The sequence below is a fragment of the Komagataeibacter oboediens genome, from assembly GCF_003207815.1.
Lineage (GTDB): Bacteria > Pseudomonadota > Alphaproteobacteria > Acetobacterales > Acetobacteraceae > Komagataeibacter > Komagataeibacter oboediens.
The window spans coordinates 1-1,648 of the sequence record NZ_NKTX01000173.1; the positions used below are offsets into that span (position 1 = coordinate 1).

The following is a 1,648-nucleotide window of genomic DNA, read 5'->3' on the forward strand; positions in this document are numbered from 1 at the left end:
GTTCGCGCCGGGAGAGCCGCCATCATGGCTTTGAGAGCTACGAAGTTTATCCGGAAAGCATGCGACCCGTTGAGACCCCGGCCGGACATCTTCAGTTCCACCTGCGTTATGAGCCAACCAACCTCGAACTGCTGGCGCGGGTATTCGAGGCGTCAGGTCCTGACTTCGTGCGAGTCTGGATAGAGCGGGAACCGACGGGGCAATACGCGCGCCGCGCCGCCTTCCTTTATGAGTTTCTGACGGGACTAGAACTAGAAACCGAAACGGCGGTCGGTGGCAACTATGTCTCCGCGTTGAATGACAAGCTGGTTGTTACCGCAAACCAGAACCAAGCCATCAATATTAAAAAGTGGCATGTGCGGGATAACATGCCAGGGACAAGGTATTTTTGTCCCTCCATCAGAAAAAGCCGGCCGCTGGAACTTGCCGCAGGTTTCGACATCGCCGCCAGATATACCCGCCTGCAGGAGGATTTCGGCGATGACATGCTCGCGCGGGCGGCAGTCTGGCTCACCAATCGTGAGAGCAAGGCAAGCTTTGCTATCGAGGGCGAGGCTGACCAGACCGACAAGATTTCCCTCTTCAGCCATGTGCTGGCAACCAGAACCGGCAAGGGTGCAATCCCGCTTCTCGGTCCGGCGCTCATTGAACTACAGAAGGATATTATCGGCTCGAAGACGTTCATCAGCAGTTTCGGTCCCAGAAAATCACCAGTTTTTGTAGGCGAGAACACGATACGTGGGGAGGTCGTGCATTATGTGGCGCCACCACCGGAAGACCTGAAGAACATGCTTGATGGACTAGCGGTCTTCCTCGAAAAAACCCAAGGGCAGTCACCCATCCTACGTGCTGCAGTCGCCTCCTTCGGCTTCGTCTACATTCACCCCTTGGCAGACGGGAACGGTCGGACACACCGCTACCTCATCAATGACATTCTCTGCCGGGATAACGCTATCCCGGATGGTGTCATCATTCCGGTGTCCGTTGCCATTATGGACGACAAGACGAGCAGGCGTCACTACGATGCGATCCTTGAGCGCGTCTCAATCCCCCTGATGAGGGTCGCACGCCCGCATGTGTCTTTCGCGTCGGAAAATAAAACCTATCCGGACGGCATTCAGTCCAACCTCGTGTTTACTGGCGATGGAGCTACTCGGCCAGCTTGGCGCTATCCGGATCTTGCGCCGCATGTCGACTATCTTGGGCACGTTATCAAACTCACAATGAACGAGCACATGCAGGAGGAGGCTGACTATCTCCGACGTCACCATAGGGCACGTGGGCTAATCAAGGCCGTGCTGGACATGCCGGACAAGGATGCCGACCGCATCATTCGGAGCTTGCAGTCCAACAACTTTATCGTCGGCAAAGGCCTACGGAAAGAATTCTCAGGGCCTGAAGTCGTCCGACAAGTCACAGATGAAGAATGGGAAAGCTTTGTTGAGGGCGTGAGATCGGCCTTTCAGACTGACTGAAGCCTGACAGGGCGAGTAAAAGGACAAGGCGCCGTGAACCGCTCTGGGTTTGACCGAAACCAATCCTCATACACCTTGTAGCTACGTCCGCTTTGAGGCGTCGGAGTACTGCGCTTTGACGTCGGGAAAAAGGGCATTAACAATCTGTCCGATAATCCATATTACCGGACAGG

Annotated in this window: 1 protein-coding gene; it reads left to right on the forward strand. The window is 55.3% G+C overall.

The window, feature by feature from the left end; genetic code table 11:
- Positions 1 to 1,475, forward strand: a 1,475-nt coding sequence (locus tag CFR80_RS18010; protein ID WP_110507841.1) for a Fic family protein, incomplete at its 5' end; no start/stop codon positions are given.
- Positions 1,476 to 1,648 lie beyond the last annotated feature (173 nt).